The following is a 16562-nucleotide window of genomic DNA, read 5'->3' as shown; positions in this document are numbered from 1 at the left end:
GTGACGAACCCAGCGCTTGGCATCCGTTGACCGGGTTGATGTCTCGCAGAAGTTCCTGCTGCCGGTCGCGGTATGCAACCAGCGACCTGACTCAGGCCATTTCCAGTAGTCTCGACATCCGCTTGAGGTTGTAGACCGCCGATTTGACCACCAAACCGAACTCCGCCCGGACCAAGCCAATGCTTCGGACCATCTTGCCGCCCATCTGGGCCAGGCTGGCAAAGACATGTTCGACCCGGGCTCGGGGACTGGCTATGCGTTTGTTTCGTGCCTTGTCCCGTTCACCGATCGGCTTGCCGGCCTGGCCCTTGCGCTGGATAGATGGCCTCCAGCCGATCAGTTGGAGCCAGCGCTCCCGGGGTCTGTCGTGATACCCGCGATCCGCCCAGAAGTCCCGGCTGCTGTTGCCCCGGTCGAGCACATCCACCAGATGCAGGGTGTCGGCCTCGCTGGCATCGCTCACCTTCACGCAGCGGATCAGCTTGTGCCGGCGATCCACGCTGACCGACAGCTTGTAGCCGAAGTACGACTTGCCGTGCTTCTTCGTCCAGCGCGCCTCGACATCCTTTTGCCGGCGCTTGGCGGGCGACCATTCGACCGGCACAGCCTGCTCCTTCACCACGGCCTGCTCATCGGCCGTGTTGTGCTGGATGGGCGCGCGAACGATGCTGGCATCGATGATCTGCCCTTCGCGAGCCCGGAAGCCGTGTGCCTGCAACTGACGCTGCACCTCGGCAAAGATCCGATGCTCGACGTTGGCCTGTACCAGGCGCTCGCGAAAGACCCAAATCGTGTTGCGGTCCGGCACTCGGCCGGAGTTTTTCAACCCGGCAAAACGCTGGAAACTCATACGGTCGAGCAGTTGAAACTCCATCTGCTCGTCGGACAGGTTGAACAGTTGCTGGAGTACCAGCAGTCGCGTCATCTGCTCCGTTGGATAAGGCGGCCGGCCGCCCTTGGCCCTACTGGGCCTGGGAGCCCAGTGGTCGATCTCGGCGGCCAAGGATGCAAAGTCCACATGCTTGTTCAGTAGGGCCAGTGGGTCGCCCAAGCTGTCCAGCTTGGCTTCACGCTCCTGGTCGGCAAAAAGACTGAACATCAGTAGGCTCCGGGTGATCAACAGGCGGATGATCTTACCCAGCGGCCGGGCTGGTTTTTAGAGGTGCCCTTCGTAGGCACGGATGCGATAAACGAAGGAGGACAAACTCGACGTATAGCACCGAGCTCAGGTGTACTTAGGGTATGTGGATACCAGTATCCTGATCGAAAGTTTTCGGACTTTACGTTGCTTCTTATCGTATAAGCCTCCGTGGCTTTAGAGCCTGGATGAGTATGTTAGGAAAAGTGCCGGATTATTTTTCTTCGAGTACTTAGACTCCGGATGAACAATGCACTGGGCATTGGGAGATGCCCTAGCCGCGATGACGACCGCGGAAGTAATCGATCAGGCCCTGGGTCGAGGAATCCTCGGCCGGCGGCGCCTCGTAGCTGGTCAGCCGGCCATAGACGTTCTTGCCCAGCTCCTTGCCCAGCTCCACGCCCCACTGGTCGAAGGAGTTGATCCCCCAGATCACCCCCTGGACGAACACCTTGTGCTCGTACAGGGCGATCAGCGCGCCGAGGCGGCTGGGGTTGAGGGTCTCCATCACCAGGGTGTTGCTCGGCCGGTTGCCGGGAATCACCTTGTGCGGCGCCAGGCGCTTCACCTCCGCCTCCGGCAGGCCCCTGGCGCGCAGTTCCGCCTCGGCCTCCTCGCGGCTCTTGCCGAGCATCAGCGCCTGGCTCTGCGACAGGCAGTTGGCGTACAGCCACTGGTGGTGGTCGGCCACCGGGTTGTGGCTGACCACCGGCACGATGAAGTCCGCCGGGATCAGCAGGGTGCCCTGGTGCAGCAACTGGTGGTAGGCGTGCTGGCCGTTGCAGCCGACGCCGCCCCAGATCACCGGGCCGGTCTCGCAGGAGACCGGGCTGCCGTCCTGGCGCACGCTCTTGCCGTTGGACTCCATGTCCATCTGCTGCAGGTGCTTGACGAAGTTACGCAGATAGTGGTCGTAGGGCAGGATGGCATGGCTCTGCGCGCCCCAGAAGTTGCCGTACCAGACGCCGAGCATGGCCAGCAGCACCGGCATGTTGTTCTCGAACGGCTCACGGCGGAAATGGCAGTCCATGGCGTAGGCGCCGGAGAGCAGGTCCTTGAAGTTGGCCATGCCGATGGCCAGGGCGGTCGGCAGGCCGATCGCCGACCACAGCGAATAGCGTCCGCCGACCCAGTCCCACATCGGGAAGATGTTCTTCTCGCGGATGCCGAACTCGATCGCCGCCGGGATGTTGCTGGTCACCGCGATGAAGTGCCGGTACAGGCGCTCCTCGCTGCCGCCGCTGGCCAGGTACCAGGTGCGCGCGGCCTGGGCGTTCTTCAGGGTTTCCAGGGTGCCGAAGGTCTTGCTGGAGATGATGAACAGGGTGGTCTCGGCGTTCAGCCGCGCGGTCAGCTCGTGGAACTCGCTGCCGTCGATGTTCGCCAGGTAGTGACAGCGCACGCCGTGCTGGGTGTAGGGCAGCAACGCCTCGGACACCAGTTCCGGGCCCAGGTAGGAACCGCCGATGCCGATGTTCACCACGTCGGTGATGGCCTTGTCGCTGTAGCCGCGCCACAGCTTGTTGTGGATGCGCCCGACGATGTCGGTCATCTGCGCCAGGGCGGCGTGCACGTCGCGCATGATGTTGTGGCCGTCGATGAGCAGGCTGTCGCCCACCGGCCGGCGCAGGGCGGTGTGCAGCGCCGGACGCCGTTCCGAGGCGTTGACCGGCTCGCCGTCGAACATCGCCCGGGCGGCCTGCTCGACGCCGGCCTCGCGGGCCAGGTTGACCAGCAGGTCGCGGGTTGTCCGGGTAACGAGGTTCTTCGAGTAGTCGAGGAAGAGCCCGCAGCAGGACATGGAAAACTCGTGGAAGCGTCCGGGGTCGGCCTGGAAGGTTCTGCGCATATTGAAGTTCTGCATAACATCGCGATGTCCCTGCAGAACCTTCCAAGAGGACAGGCGGGTGACGTCTAACACGTGCTGGTAATAGCTCATGGGTACGGCTTCCTTGGTCAGTCTTGGCCTTGTAATGCAGCTAATAGAACCATCCCGATTGGCTGTCCGCGTCTGGAGCGGGGCGTTCCTTCGTGTCAGTCGTTCTTGCTCGCGAACTCCTTCAAGGACTCCAGTGGATTTCCAGCTCGTCGCCGAGGAGGGCGCGAACCGGCATCCCCCCTGTGGGGCAGATCGAGTTCAGAAATCTCCATACCAGCTCCTCCCGTCACGGGTGATCAGTGCGATCGACGACAGCGGCCCCCAGCTACCCGCCGCGTACGGCTTGGGCGCCTCGCCCTGCAGGCGCCAGCCGGCGATCAGCCGGTCGCACCAGCGCCAGGCGTACTCGATCTCGTCCTTGCGCACGAACAGGTTCTGGTTGCCCTTCATCACCTCCAGCAGCAGCCGCTCGTAGGCGTCCGGAATCCGCGCGCTGCGGTAGGTGTCGGAAAAATTCAGTTGCAGCGGACCGCTGCGCAGTTGCATCCCCTTGTCCAGCCCCTGCTCCTTGGTCATCACCTGCAGGGCGATGCTCTCGTTCGGCTGCAGGCGGATGATCAGCTTGTTGCCGATCAGCGGACGCTGTTCCTCGGCGAAGATGTAGTGCGGCGGCGCCTTGAAGTGGATGACGATCTGCGACAGCTTCTGCGGCATCCGCTTGCCCGTGCGCAGGTAGAACGGCACCCCCGCCCAGCGCCAGTTGCGGATCTCCGCGCGCAGCGCGACGAAGGTCTCGGTGTCGCTCTGCGCGTTGGCGTTGTCCTCCTCCAGGTAGCCCGGCACCGACTTGCCCAGGATGTTGCCGGCCACGTACTGGCCGCGCACCACCTGCTGGCTGAGCTGGGCGGCGTCGATCGGCGCCAGCGCTTTCAGCACCTTGACCTTCTCGTCGCGGATGCTGTCGGCCGACAGGTCGCCCGGCGGGTCCATGGCGATCAGGCAGAGCAGTTGCAGCAGGTGGTTCTGGATCATGTCGCGCAGTTGCCCGGCCTTGTCGAAGTAGCCCCAGCGGCCCTCGATGCCCACCTGCTCGGCCACGGTGATCTCCACGTGGGAGATGTGGTTCTGGTTCCACTGGGTCTCGAACAGGCTGTTGGCGAAGCGCAGGGCGATCAGGTTCTGCACCGTCTCCTTGCCCAGGTAGTGGTCGATCCGGTAGGTGCGGTCCTCGGGGAAATGCCGGGCCACCGCGTCGTTGACCTTGCGCGAGGAGGCCAGGTCGTGGCCGATCGGCTTCTCCAGCACCACCCGGGCGCGTCCGGCCAGGCCGACCTCGGCCAGCCCGGCGCAGATCGGCTCGTAGAGCGCGGCCGCGGTGGCGAAGTAGGCGATCAGCCGCTCGGCGGCGCCGACCCGGTCGGCCAGCGCGGCGTAGTCGCCGGGCTGGAGGAAATCCATCGACAGGTAATCCAGGCGGCCGAGAAAGCGCTGCAGCACGCCCTCGTCCAGCTCCGCAACGGGGACGTGGCGGCGCAGGTGCTCGGCGATGGTGTCCCGGGTCCCGTCGCCGGCATCGAGCGCCAGGGCCAGCAGCCGCGTATCCGGGCACAGCAGGCCGGCCCGGTCCAGTTGGTAGAGGGCGGGGAACAGCTTGCGCAGAGCCAGGTCACCCAGGGCTCCGAACAGGGCGAAGGTGCAAGGCTCGACAGGAGTAATAGCCATGATGTTTTTCTTTCAAAAAAGCCAAGTTATGAAAAATCTTATGAATCGTTACGCTTCAGCTCGATAACGATGGAAAAGGTATGTCGAGTCGATATAGTACAAAGCGAACTATATAAGTACTCTGTAAATATTTATCTATAACTCAATGGGCTCAATTGCTGCTTAGCAAGGCCTAAGGTTCAGGCTTTATGAGGTTACTGGTTGCAACTCCGTGTTTGGCTGACTCAATTCGTGGCGCCTGGGTAGGTCTGGGCCACGACGCAAACAGGTTAGTGCTGCTGCCTCTGTGGCAAAGGCCAGCATGGCATCAATATGCGAGCGCCCAAGTAGCTCCAATGCAACTGGAGAGTCGAGTCCTTGCTCTACAAGAAAAGTGATCAGGGCGGCCTGGAAAGTGTCGCCTGCACCAACCGTATCGACAGGTATTATCGAGCGGCCAGGATGCGACCAGTTACCAAGGGTACGTGTAAAGACGCTGACGCCTTGTTCTCCCTGAGTCAAGAGCACCAGTTGACATTGATCGCGAAGCCAACTACAGGCCACCGTCGCCACGTCTTCATGCGGATAAAGAAGGGCAAGATCCTCTTCGCTGGTTTTGATGATATGTGCATGTCTAGCGAAAGCCTCGATCTGTTTTTTCCACTTCGCCAAGTCAGGCTCGACATTTAGGCGAACATTGGGATCAAGCGTAATCAACAGATCCTGCGGCACGCTTGCTACCAGCTTGTAGAATGTATCGGCAATCGGAGAGACCACGAGGGAATAGGAGCCTATATGGACACCTCGAATCCCCTCGTCCAAGGCAGGTATGTGGGAAGGAAACAGTTGTCGATCTGCTCCAGACTGCCCATAAAAACTGTAATGAGGAATACCTTGCTCATCAAGACTAATTAGGCTTAACGTCGTTGATGCATCTACAGGGGCCAGGTAACGGGTTGATACTCCTTCTTCCTCCAGAACCTGGCGTAACTGCTTGCCCAGAAAATCTGTGGAAATCCCTGTCAGCAATGCAGCCTCTACACCCAGCCGGCTCAATCCAACCGCTACGTTGAAGGGGGAACCACCTGCTATTGCCTTGAAGGCAGCTTGCCTTGGTAGACTACTATGTATTGGCTCGACAAAAAAATCGAATAACATCTCGCCGCATACTAAAAACATATTGCACCTCCTTTACGGATGAGGTCTCGTATTTTTCTGGCAATACTAATGTTATTTTCTAATAATAGAGCGCATTGCGAGTTGTTTACGGTAGTCACTGGGCGTTGTATGCATTTCATGGCGGAAGTGACGATTGAAGTTCGACAGGTTGCCATAACCCACCTCTAAGCAAATCTCTGCGATCGGCTGCTGGCTTTGCAGCAGCAAGCGACATGCCCGCTGGATCCGCAACTTGCGGATCAGGCCAACGAAGGTATGTCCGGTCGTCCGCTTGAAAAAGCGTGAGAAGGCTGGTTCGCTCATCTGCAGATGTTGCGCGATGACTGACATACGGATTTCTCCAGCTAGATTTCCTAGGATGTAATCGAAGATCCGATTCATCCGCTCGGTCGTCAGGCTATCCAACATTGGCGCATAATGCGGGCTGGCCAGTATGCGACTCTCATCAGCTCCGGCCTGGACCAGGGTTTCCAGAAGCGACAGAAACAACGCTAGGCGTTTCAGGCCGTCTGTCTGTCCAATAGCCTCTAGCAGACGGGCGGCAGTACGGGCCGTTTCGCCACGAAATTCGATGCCTTGCCGAGCCCGACTGAACAGGGATTGCAACGCGCCCAGTTCGGGCAGTGTTTCACGCAAACACAGCAGGGCTTCCCCGTCGAACTGCAGAACTACATCGCGTCCCTGAATAACTTGTTCTGGCGCCAGATCGCTGATCCAGTCATGGGGTAGCCCGGGGCCCATTAGCGCCACATGACCAGGGCCGAAGTGGCCGATATAGTCCCCGGCAAGCAGCTTACCATTGCCTTGGCGGATCAGGTGGATCTCGAACTCGGGGTGATGATTCCAGCGTGCTAATGGATATGGATAGTCGTGTTCGTACCATCGGAAACTGTGCTGGGGCTCGTTGAGGATCACTTCGAAGTCCGAAGTCCTCTCGCCGAATTGCCTGCCTTTCATCACCCTGCGACTTCTGCTCTAACCTGTCATGTCAAAATAGCTATCGTGCTCAAGCATCGCCAAAGGTGATTTGCACTTTCACATCGCCCGGCTGAGCACTGGCAGCCCGCTCAAAGGCCTCGACGCCCCGTTCGAAGGGAAAGGTCGCCGAGATTAGCGGCTTCAGATCGACCTTGCCGCTGGCGATCAAGTTCACCGCCCGCTCGTAGACATTGGCGTAGCGGAACACGGTCTCGATGCGAATCTCCTTGGCCTGGGCCGCCACCACATCGAAGAGCACCGGCTCGACCGGCATGCCCACCAATACCAGCGCCCCGCCCGGGCAGACCGCCGCCAGTGCATCGCCATAGGCCCGGGCGCTACCGCTAGCCTCGAACACCACGTCCGCGCCCCAGCCGCCGGTAGCCTCAGCCACCTTGTCCTGCAGGGACTGCTCGCGCACGTTGACGGCGGTAATACCTTCATAGCGTTGGGCAATGGCCAGCTTTTCCACCATCAGGTCGGACACCAGCACTTGGCTCGCACCGCCGGCCAGCGCGGCCAGGGCAGTCATCATGCCGATCGTGCCGGCGCCAATGACAACGGCGACATCACCGGGCTTGATACGTGCCTTGACTGCTGCCTGCATGCCGATGGCGAAAGGCTCCACCAGCGCTCCTTCAGCAAAGCTGACATGGTCGGGGAGCTTGTAGGCGAAGGCCGCCGGATGGACGACTTCCGGGGTCAGGCAGCCATGTACCGGCGGGGTGGCCCAGAACACAACCGAAGGATCGACGTTATAGAGTCCCAGGCGTGAGGCCTTGGAGCGGGGATTGGGAATGCCGGGCTCCATGCAGACGCGATCCCCTTTGGCCAAGTGGGTAACGTTGCTGCCGACTTCGATGACCGTGCCGGCCGCCTCGTGCCCCAGCACCATCGGCTGGTCGACTATGAAATGACCGATCCGGCCGTGAGTGTAGTAATGCACGTCGCTGCCGCACACGCCCACAGTATGGATACGGATGCGCACGTCATCCGGCCCTAGGACCAAGGGCAAGTCGATATCGCGAATCTTCAAGTCGTGTTGCTTTTCCAAGACCAGAGCTTTCATGGAGGTTCTCCTATTTATATTGCTTCGCTGGTTTTCGAGTGATGAGAGACGGGAGCAGCAGGTTTGCCCTTGCGCTCAAGCCCAGGTTGATCAACGTGAATGAAATAAGTCAGCACTACCCCAACCAAATAAAGCGAGGCATAGATCCAGACGATGCCTTTGACGCCCACGGAGGAGATGGCCAGGGTGGCAATGGTCGGCCCCATGAAGTTGGAAAGTCCAGCGGCTAAGTTATGGGCAGAGATGGCAGCGCCTTTATGCTCAGGAGCCATGGCGGGAAAAATCGCTCCCATGGGCACGAAGGCGGATACCCCAATACCTAGGGCAATCGCTGCCACCATGGCGGCAGGAACACTGGCGCCGTATGTATGCGGCAAATAGTAGAAGGCCAAAGTGGCGAGCGCGCATCCGGCACAGCCGAACCAGCGCATCTGGAATATCCAACCAATCCGGTCGCCGATCAATCCCCACATTACATTGGTAAAAATAGTGACAATGAACAGGGCTCCCCAGATACGCAGCCATTGTTCCATCGTAAAGCCTACCTCGGGCGAGGTGAAGAACAACGGCATGATTACGGGAAAACCGAAAAGCGTCAGATTGCAGATGACCCGGACAAGGGCGGCGATGAAAATGCTGCGATGCTTGAAAAGAAGGGTAGCGCCAAGACTCAACTCACGAAGACGTCCGCCCAGACTAACGTTAGCATTAGTACCTACCATCGGTTGATTTTTTATCAGGAATAGGACCAGGGCCCCGGCCATTGCAACCCAGATAATCGCCATCCATAGGGTCCCCATGAATCCTATATGCGGGATGGTGAAGCTAGGCAGATAGGTCCCTAGAAAACCGATACCGATGGAATACATTGTCCAGTACCAGCCCATCGCCGAAGCCAGACGCTCTCTTGGCGCCACTTGGGCAACCCAGACGACGAAAGCATAAATAAACAACGGATAGGCAATAGCACGTATGCCATAGAACAAGACCATCAATGGATAATTCTGCTCACTCAAACCGAAGAACAGAAAGAGAATATGGAAGGCGATCCATCCGACCACGCCAATGAGCATGATGCGACGCGCTCCGAAAACCTCCGCCAGCACTCCACTGCTCCAGCTGGACAGGGCTGCCAGTAATCCATAGACGCTAAAAAGGAACGATGCCTGGGTAGCTGAGAAACCGAGATCCACGACATAGCGCGATAGGAAGGCTAGTTCAATACCGTCGCCAGTCATAAACAGGGCAATGGCTATATAACCCCAGATGAGGGACAAGGGCATGCCGAACAACAGCCCCCGCGATTCTTCGTGAGGAACCATGATGTTTTCCTTTGTTGTATTTGTAGTACGCCACCGCACACATAGGCTATCGCCGGTTTGGTGACTGTCCTTTTCAGGTTAACGATGGTGAAGACACATTAGCTAGTGCGTCTGTTGCAAATAACTAATACTTTTTTTCAGGAGCAGCTGAAACCTGAGAGCACCGCTAAAAAAATCCATCCGAGCTACGTAGAGCAATGGAAATACGCACGTGCTCACGGCAAAGCCGCCAGTCAGGATTGTAGTGGTCAAGGACAAGTGAAAGGTTAGCACTACCTGAAGGTCACAGCAGGCAACGACAGCAATACAACCAAGGCTGGAGGTAATTTTAAATCGGCGTCAGCCCCAAGGGGGCACATCTAAAAACCCAGCCAGGCTTCCGTATAAAATCTGCGTCCTCTTGATCAGTTGGAGTCCTGTCCATGCTCAATCTGTTTGCCGACCAAGAGCGTGAAGCGAAACTCGACAGCTTGGGCAATCCACTGGCGTTGCTGAGCAAGCATGTCAACTTCGCGGCAATGGCGGCCGAGATCGACCGCTGGGTTCTTCGGCCAAGCCGGGCCAAAGGCGCTAGATCGCCCTATCCAATAGAGTTGATGACTTGCCTTCTGGTGCTCCAGCACCTGTTCAACCTGTCTGACGAGCAGGTGGAATATCAACTTCTCGACCGCCTGAGCTTCCATCGGTTCGAGACGCTGCAGCACGCCAGCCGAGCGATAGGCGACTGGATCCATTTCTACAACCACCGCCGCCCCACCAGGCGCTCGGTATGAAAACACCGGCCGAGTCGCTTAACCTGTGCAGGTTTCGGTGGGTCAATACACTCCACCCATCTGGGAACCTGTCACCGATGTCACTCATGACACAAATGCTTGAACAGCCGGGCGAAAAATTCGCACCAGTCGACCTGAGTACACGAGAAAGTGATGTACCGCTTCAAGTCAGCACGCCAATTACAACGATTCGCCTCGGTCTACGATCAGGTCGTCAGCACTGCTATTACTACGCGAGTATGCAACAGCAGCGAATGCCGAATTGATCTTGCCCAGCCCTCGTGGACACAGGTTTAAGCACGCATCCGGGCCTCGAAGGCTTCCGGACTGATGTATCCCAGTGTGCTGTGACGACGCTGGCGGTTGTAGTCGGTTTCGATGTATTCGAACACGGTTTGACGCATCTGGGCATGCGTACCGAAGCGTTCCCCATGGATGCACTCGACCTTCAGACTGTGAAAGAAGCTTTCGGCACAGGCGTTGTCGTAGCAATTGCCCTTCGCGCTCATGCTGCCGCGCAGCCGATGGGCACGAAGCAGTTCCCGATAGGCCGCCGAACAGTACTGGCTGCCTCGATCCGTATGCACGATCACGCCTTGAGGCTGCTTGCGCCGCCACAGGGCCATGCGCAGGGCATCGCAGGCCAGCTCGGCCGTCATGCGCTCGTTCATGGCCCAGCCGATCACCCTGCGCGAGTACAGGTCGATGATCACGGCCAGATACAACCAGCCTTCTTCCGTACGCAGGTAAGTCATGTCGCCCACCCACTTCCGGTTGGGCGCCGCTGCCGTGAAGTCCTGCCGGAGCAGGTTGTCCGCCACCGGTAGTGAGTGCCTGGAATTCGTGGTGGCCTTGAACTTCCTGGCAGCCCTGGCCCGCAGTCCCTGGCGTCGCATCGAAGCAGCCACGGTCTTGCGATTGCAGGGCAGGCCCGACGCCTTCAGGTCGAGGCATAACCGCGGAGCCCCGCTGCGCCCCTTCCGCTCGTGGTAGGCCTGAGCTACCAGGCGGTCCAGTTGGGTCTGTTGCTGGCGGCGCTTCGAGAGCGTGCGCGAACACCAGGCGTAGTAGCCGCTGCGGGCAATGCCCAGCACACGGCACATGACCTTCAGTGGAAACTGCCGAGTATGGGCTTGCATGAAGGCGTACTTCACTTGAGGCTCCTGGCAAAGTACGCGGCGGCTTTTTTTACGATGGCCAACTCCTCGGACTGTTCGGCCAACAGCCGTTTGAGGCGGGCGTTTTCGTCGGCCAACAACTGCTCGCGCTCGCTGCTGGTCTGGGCCTGCTGTTTCCTGCTCCGCCAGCCATAGAGCTGGGAGGGGGGCAGCCCAAGCTGTTCGGCCGCTTTGCTGACGCCAATCCGTTCGGCCAAGGCCAGCGCTTCGTCCTTGTAGGCTTGGGAGTGGCGGATACGGGTTGGTTTCATCGGGCTTGCTTGCCTTGCCATGGATCACCTCGTTGCAGTGTATCGCTTAACGGGGTGTCCACTGAGGCGGGGCAAGATCAAATAGGGCGCCGTGACAATTTCAAATTGTTAAAACTCTTGCCGTTGGTACTGTCATATTGTTGATGTGCAGCCGACACGAAGGTGTCGGCGTGCGAGGATGAAGAACTCACGTGGCGAGACGTCCGGAAACTTCCGTCAACCTACCAACAACGTTGGTAGTACCTGCTGAGCACGAGCGTTGTCACGTGAGCTCGGGCACCTCTTGTGCTGCTGATCGCGAGACGAGCAGGCCGGCTGTCGAGCGCAGATCGAACAGGCCATAAGCTACTGCTGCTAGGAAGCAGACTCCCGGTACCGCATAAGAGATCGCCACGCCAAAGGTATCTATCAGCGCGCCCTGCAGCATTGGCACCAATGCGCCGCCCAGCAACGTCATGACTAGTATCTCAACACACTTCAATCTGCGGATATAGGCTGCGTAGCTTGACCCTCGCATCCTGGGTGGTGAACTGCCAGTTGATCTTGGCATCGAGCTGGTTGCGGCATTGCTGCCATGCGGCGACCTCCTTGCGCATCCGCTCGAGGGAGTCGATGCGCCTGTCCAGGCACTGGCCGGCGAGTACGTTGATCTCGATTTCGGCCATGTTCAGCCAACTGCCATGCTTGGGGGTGTAGACGAACTCGAAGCGATCTCTCAGGGCCTTGGCCTGCTCGGGCATAAAGGTCTCGTACAACGAGGCGGCACTGTGGGTGTTGAGGTTGTCCATCACCAGCGTGATGCGCTCGGCCCCGGACCAGGCTTGGGCGATGTCCTGCAGGAACAGCGCCCAGTCCTGCCTTTTCTTGTACTCGGTGACCTTGGCGATGCGCCGCCCGGCCAGCGGCTCACAGGCTACGAAGACGTTGCAGGTGCCAGCGCGCTCGTACTCGTATCGCGCCCGGGATGCCCCGGTACCGCCTCGAGGGGCTCGCGCACCTGGCGGATCAGTTGCCGCGGCGTTTCGTCCATGCAGACCACCGGATGGCCTTCGTCATAGGGTCGACTGTAGACATCCAGCACCTGCTCCATGGCCGCCACGAATTCCCCGCTGGCCTTCGGCGGGATCACCCAGCCAACCTTGCGCCACGGCTTGAGTTCGTTTTTTTTAGGGCACGTCGCACCGTCTCCGACGACAGCGAGTCTACATATTCCAACTCCACCGCACGCTCGGCCAGCAGTTTGAGCGTCCAGCGCGCATGACCTTCGGGAGCAGGTCCGCAGCTCAGGGCGATCAGGCGTGCCTCGAGTTCGCCGTCGATCTTGCGGGCGTATTCGCGCCGGGGTTTCTTTCTCACCAGCACCGACTCCAGACCTTCCTGCACGCAACGCCGCTTGAGGTTGTCGATCTTGCGTTGGCTCACGCCCAGCATCTGGGCGATCTGTGCACTGGTCTTGCGCGGCCCCTGGTCTTGCGAGCGGTCGCAGGCCAGCAGGATCAGGGCGTTGATGACTTGGCTTGCCGCGGTCCTGCCTTTGCTTGTCAGCTCTTGCAACCGCGCTCTTTCTTGAGGACTGAGGATGATTCTGTAATGTTCCATGCCGACATTATGCATGACGCAGATTTAGCTGTGTCATAACACTAGCCCTACCGCCCCGAACTTAGTCCCCTCCTCGCCCAGTCCCATCAGGGCGATACCGTAGATGGTCGGGAACATAGGCCTGCAGGGTGCTCATGCTGAAGACGGTGCTGAAGACCTGCACGAGCGGGTCGGTCATGGTCGCGACCACGCCCCAGGCGGCGAAGCAGCAGACCAGCAGGATGAAGGGCAGGAGCTTGTCCCTGTAGACAAAAGCTTGGCGTATCGACATATCTTTACCTCAAAAAATAAATTGGCATTAATTATTTTTAGATAGCGCAATTTACGACAATTTTTGCTTTTTTTAAGGAAAAAATTGCCATATTAAGGCTAATTACCAGAAAAAATGCCTCCAGAGAAGAAGGATTTCAGTATTTTATCATTTTAAATTATTTAGTTACGGATCACAGACTCTATTAACGTAATAACGTAACCACAATAGTACGACGACGAGGCATGCACTTCAGTGAAAGAGCAAGCCTTCTTCTCATAGCGTGTGACGATTCGCCGGTAGTACTTCACCTTGCCGAACAGGCAGCCCATCAGGCATAGCTCCTTGTAGAGATGCCAGTCGCAGGGGCGTTACTCGATGCGGTTCAGCGTCCCAGGCCAGTATCGAGTGAAGCCGGTCCCAGACGCCAAGCCGGCACCAGCGGGCAAAGTGCTTGAAAACACCGATCCATGGGCCGAAGCAACGAGGAAGCACCCACCATTGAACGCCGCTGCGCAGCATCCAGAGCACTGCATCGACCAAAGCGGCGACAGTTAGGAATGGACCGGATCACCGTCCCGACGAATCAGCGGCGCCGGATAGGCCTGTATTAGGCGTGTTTCCCTCCAAGGACATTTTGAGGCATTGACAATGTGAACCAATCGAAAATAGCATTAATTCACTATGAATGAATTATTCATAGGAGCAAGCATTTTGACAAATGGTCCATGCAGGACCGCTAACACCCAAGGAGAATCGAAATGGATCTTGGCCTGAAAAACAAAGTGGCCGTTATCACTGGCAGCAGTACGGGCATCGGCCTCACGGTGGCCGAGGGGTTGGCAACCGAAGGCGTACGCGTGGTGCTAAGCGCCCGTGGTGCCGACCGTGTTATCGTCGAAGCCGCACGTATTGCCGATACATATGGAGTCGAGACGCTAGGCGTGGCCTGTGACGTTTCGTCCAAGGAGGGTGTCGAGACACTAATTGCCGCCGTAACGGATCGTTTCGGCGGTGCCGATATTCTGATTAACAATGCTGGCACTGGCAGCAATGAAACTGTGATGCAAGCGCCTGACGAGAAGTGGCAGCATTACTGGGACCTGCACGTCATGGCCGCCGTCCGGCTAGCGCGAGGGCTCGCTCCAGGCATGAAGATGCGCGGCGGCGGGGTGATCTTGCACAATGCCTCGATCTGTGCGGTACAGCCACTCGGCTACGAGCCGATCTATAACGTGACCAAGGCTGCGTTGATGATGTTCTCCAAGAACCTCGCGACAGAGTTGATCAAAGACAACATTCGCGTAAACACCGTCAACCCAGGGCTTGTCCTGACACCTGACTGGATCAAAACGGCCAAGGAGCTAACAGCAACGACAGATGGGGAATGGCAGGCCTATCTCGACAGAATTGCAGCCGAAAGTGCCGATATCAAACGCTTTGCTAATCCAGCCGAAGTGGCGGACTTCTTCGTTTTCTTGTGTTCGGAGCGGGCAAGCTACTCAGTCGGATCAACCTACTTCGTCGATGGTGGAATGCTCAAGACGGTCTGATCCTCATTCGACGCCGACAGAGGTGAACGTCTGCAAGGCGAGCAGGAAGCGGGCCGACAGCGGCAGGCTCGCTGCACCGAGCGAGCGGGCATGGGCGCCAATGGTGCCCTCCTCGATCACAGATAGACTAATGCCGTTGGCCGGGATTTTCGTCAGATGGGTCCGTACTTTCTCTACCAATGGGATGGGTGAGATGTGGCTCGCCTACCTCATCGAAGCATGTAACGGTACGAAAGACGACAAGCGAAGTCTCGGTCAAAAAAGCAACGGATGGATGATTCTTCAGCCTCGGCTGAACGATCAGTCCATGTGAGCGCGAAGTCGTAGTGAGGCAAGTCTTGAACGTCGAGCAATCTAGCAAATTGCCTGTATCGTCGCGCCAAGTTAGCTCAGCGACCCGCTCGAAGTTGAGTACAAACTTACCCCCGCAGCTCTTATGCTCCCTCACGGATAGGTCGCAGTCGAACATTGCAGTTGGAGCTTTTTGTTCGAATATGCCCTTGAACGTCGTACCAATAATTGGCACGACAGAGAGACCATTCGTACCGCAGATATGCGTAAAGGCGAGTTTGTCATTCATCTCCATCGCACCGTCCCATGTGGGAGGCCTGGCGTCAGAACGAAACGAATCGGCAGCCCCAACGTATCGGTCAGAGCATGAGTCTTGCTGGCGAAGTCCCTCGCGAACGCCCCGGTGCCTACTGGGTGGCAGTGCTGTTGGATAAAAGCGCCGCCTGAGTGCCGGCCCGAAAAGGTCATACAGGATCGAGTCACATCGGCTTCGAGACAAGCCCTATCGTCCCAAGCGTTCGCGCAGGAATTCGATGAAGCGTTGCGTCTTCGCCGGCAGCAGGCGGGTTTCGGTCATGGCATAGACCGGCTGCGGCGTGCCGTGCCATTGGGGCATGATGCGCCGCAGCTTCCCGCTCACCAGTTCATCGGCAACGATTTCTTCCGGCAGCAGAATGATGCCCATGTCGAGCGTTGCCAGGCGGCGGAGCATACCGACGCTGTTGAGCGAGAAGCGACCGCCGACCGACACCGTGGCGGTTTTCTTGTCATCGTGAAGTGTCCACGTACCCGCCCGCAGGATGTTGAAGCACTCATGCCGTTCCAGCTCGGCAGGTTTGCTCGGCTCACCCGAGCGCTCAAGGTAGCCGGGCGAGGCATACAGGTACGGCGTGAGCGTAGCCAAGGTGCGTGCGATCAGTTGCGAGTTCTCGGACTCACCCATGCGGATTGCCACGTCGAAGGGTTCGCTGACCAGATCGACCCGGCGCGGAGTCAGATCGAAGTCGAAGATGATGCCGGGATAAAGGCTGGCGAACTCGGCAATCAGCGGTGCCAGATAGGTCACGGCGAAATCCACCGGTAGCGACGCACGCAGCACGCCGCTGGGCTGGGCCAGCATTTCACCCAAATGCTCGTGCGCCAGGCGGGCCTCATCGACGATGCGCTTGCACCTCTCGAAATAAATCTGCCCGGCCTCGGTCAACTCGATCTTGCGCGTCGTGCGATGCAACAAGCGCAGTCCGATCGACTTCTCCAGTTCGCTGATTCGCCGCGACAACGTCGAGTTTGGCATGCCCAGCGCATCTGCCGCACTGCGGAAGCCTTTGGCTTTGACGACTTCGACGAACAAGGCCATGTCTTTCAGGTAGTCATCCACACCGATTGCTCCAATATCGGACC

At 58.4% G+C, this 16562-nt stretch carries 13 protein-coding genes and 2 pseudogenes; 2 read left to right on the top strand and 13 right to left on the bottom strand.

Translation table 11 applies throughout. The annotated features are described in order from the left end of the window. Positions 1–91: 91 nt before the first annotated feature. From AVCA_RS07615 to AVCA_RS07585, 7 genes are all read right to left on the bottom strand, one after another. The gene (locus tag AVCA_RS07615) at positions 92–1120 is read right to left on the bottom strand and encodes an IS5 family transposase (protein WP_407919052.1); all 1029 of its coding nucleotides are present in this window, start codon (positions 1118–1120) and stop codon (positions 92–94) included. 292 nt (positions 1121–1412) lie between these two features. Continuing rightward, on the bottom strand, positions 1413–3077 hold the full coding sequence (gene pgi / locus AVCA_RS07610; RefSeq protein WP_012700286.1) for a glucose-6-phosphate isomerase: 1665 nt from the start codon (positions 3075–3077) through the stop codon (positions 1413–1415). Between the two features lie 198 nt (positions 3078–3275). Further along, on the bottom strand, positions 3276–4739 hold the full coding sequence (zwf, locus tag AVCA_RS07605; protein ID WP_012700285.1) for a glucose-6-phosphate dehydrogenase: 1464 nt from the start codon (positions 4737–4739) through the stop codon (positions 3276–3278). Positions 4740–4925: 186 nt separating this feature from the next. Next, positions 4926–5897 (bottom strand): carbohydrate kinase family protein, encoded by a 972-nt coding sequence (locus AVCA_RS24555; RefSeq protein WP_012700284.1) that lies wholly within the window; start codon positions 5895–5897, stop codon positions 4926–4928. Between the two features lie 51 nt (positions 5898–5948). Then, entirely contained in the window at positions 5949–6854 is a 906-nt protein-coding gene (locus AVCA_RS07595; RefSeq protein ID WP_012700283.1) for a helix-turn-helix domain-containing protein, read from the bottom strand. 49 nt (positions 6855–6903) lie between these two features. Further along, positions 6904–7944, bottom strand: a complete 1041-nt coding sequence (locus AVCA_RS07590; protein WP_012700282.1) for an NAD(P)-dependent alcohol dehydrogenase — start codon at positions 7942–7944, stop codon at positions 6904–6906. Between the two features lie 14 nt (positions 7945–7958). Beyond that, positions 7959–9266, bottom strand: a complete 1308-nt coding sequence (locus tag AVCA_RS07585) for an MFS transporter (protein WP_050764374.1) — start codon at positions 9264–9266, stop codon at positions 7959–7961. A 422-nt stretch (positions 9267–9688) separates the two neighbouring features. On the opposite strand from AVCA_RS07585, the pseudogene AVCA_RS07580 reads away from it, so the two are divergent. Next, positions 9689–9955 (top strand): annotated as a pseudogene (locus tag AVCA_RS07580) (transposase); the annotation flags it as partial. Positions 9956–10332: 377 nt separating this feature from the next. Here AVCA_RS07580 and AVCA_RS07575 read toward each other — a convergent pair. From AVCA_RS07575 to AVCA_RS27230, 5 genes and pseudogenes are all read right to left on the bottom strand, one after another. Next, positions 10333–11489 (bottom strand): IS3-like element ISAzvi9 family transposase gene (locus AVCA_RS07575; RefSeq protein WP_085930845.1). Its coding sequence is split into 2 segments (ribosomal slippage): positions 10333–11231 and positions 11231–11489, totalling 1158 coding nucleotides; the frame shifts between segments, so codons are not numbered across the junction. 241 nt (positions 11490–11730) lie between these two features. Continuing rightward, positions 11731–11925 carry a sugar MFS transporter gene (locus AVCA_RS25940; protein WP_144061660.1) on the bottom strand — a complete coding sequence of 65 codons (195 nt, stop codon included), beginning with the start codon at positions 11923–11925 and terminating at the stop codon, positions 11731–11733. 10 nt (positions 11926–11935) lie between these two features. After that, positions 11936–13067 (bottom strand): annotated as a pseudogene (locus tag AVCA_RS25935) (IS630 family transposase). 61 nt (positions 13068–13128) lie between these two features. Beyond that, entirely contained in the window at positions 13129–13338 is a 210-nt protein-coding gene (locus tag AVCA_RS07555) for a hypothetical protein (protein WP_012700277.1), read from the bottom strand. 255 nt (positions 13339–13593) lie between these two features. Next, positions 13594–13848 carry a transposase gene (locus AVCA_RS27230; protein ID WP_157158202.1) on the bottom strand — a complete coding sequence of 85 codons (255 nt, stop codon included), beginning with the start codon at positions 13846–13848 and terminating at the stop codon, positions 13594–13596. 230 nt (positions 13849–14078) lie between these two features. On the opposite strand from AVCA_RS27230, the gene AVCA_RS07550 reads away from it, so the two are divergent. Next, entirely contained in the window at positions 14079–14870 is a 792-nt protein-coding gene (locus tag AVCA_RS07550) for an SDR family NAD(P)-dependent oxidoreductase (RefSeq protein ID WP_004543221.1), read from the top strand. Positions 14871–15663: 793 nt separating this feature from the next. Here AVCA_RS07550 and AVCA_RS07535 read toward each other — a convergent pair. After that, entirely contained in the window at positions 15664–16518 is an 855-nt protein-coding gene (locus AVCA_RS07535; protein ID WP_175556049.1) for a LysR family transcriptional regulator, read from the bottom strand. Between the last annotated feature and the right edge of the window lie 44 nt (positions 16519–16562).

This window comes from Azotobacter vinelandii CA (genome assembly GCF_000380335.1).
GTDB classification, from domain to species: domain Bacteria; phylum Pseudomonadota; class Gammaproteobacteria; order Pseudomonadales; family Pseudomonadaceae; genus Azotobacter; species Azotobacter vinelandii.
Note: the sequence above shows the minus strand (reverse complement) of the source record. Positions and strands in the feature narration are given on the sequence as shown.